This window comes from Brucella grignonensis, from assembly GCF_002252505.1.
Classification (GTDB): domain Bacteria; phylum Pseudomonadota; class Alphaproteobacteria; order Rhizobiales; family Rhizobiaceae; genus Brucella; species Brucella grignonensis.
This window is the reverse complement of the sequence record NZ_NNRL01000101.1, coordinates 1-397: the sequence shown is the minus strand read 5'-3', so window position 1 is coordinate 397 and position 397 is coordinate 1. Positions and strand designations below refer to the sequence as shown.

Sequence of the window (397 nt, the reverse complement as noted above, 5' to 3'; positions counted from 1 at the left end):
ATGACGAGAGCCGCGACACGCTTCATTGCGACAGCGCCGTGTTCATCGTGTCGATGCGCTTGCGCCAGTCTTCTGCCTTGCGCTGATCCTCGACCTGGGCCTGCGCCTGCTGGACCATCTGGAGACCCTGCATGCGCAGGAGATCGGTCTGCAGGAAGGCACTTTCGGCCTGAATGCGCGCCTGAAGATCGGCGATATCCTTGGCATCGCTCGCCGAGGATATCTGCTGGCGCAACTGATCGATGCCCTCGATGCGCTTGGTGGCCGCATCATAGATCTGTTGCCCAAGGCTCATCTGACCGGCATTGCGGTTTTGGACGCGCGCCAGCTCCTGGGCATAGAAATCGTTCGCGGAGGTCTGGGACGTCGAATTGTCACCGAGGAATTTCGAGGCGGC

The 397-nt window shown here is 60.7% G+C and carries 1 protein-coding gene; it reads right to left on the bottom strand.

Annotated features, from left to right (window positions below):
• Window positions 1-22: 22 nt before the first annotated feature.
• Window positions 23-397: type IV secretion system protein (locus tag CEV33_RS01360; protein ID WP_328588543.1), on the bottom strand; the 375-nt coding region annotated here is incomplete at its 5' end.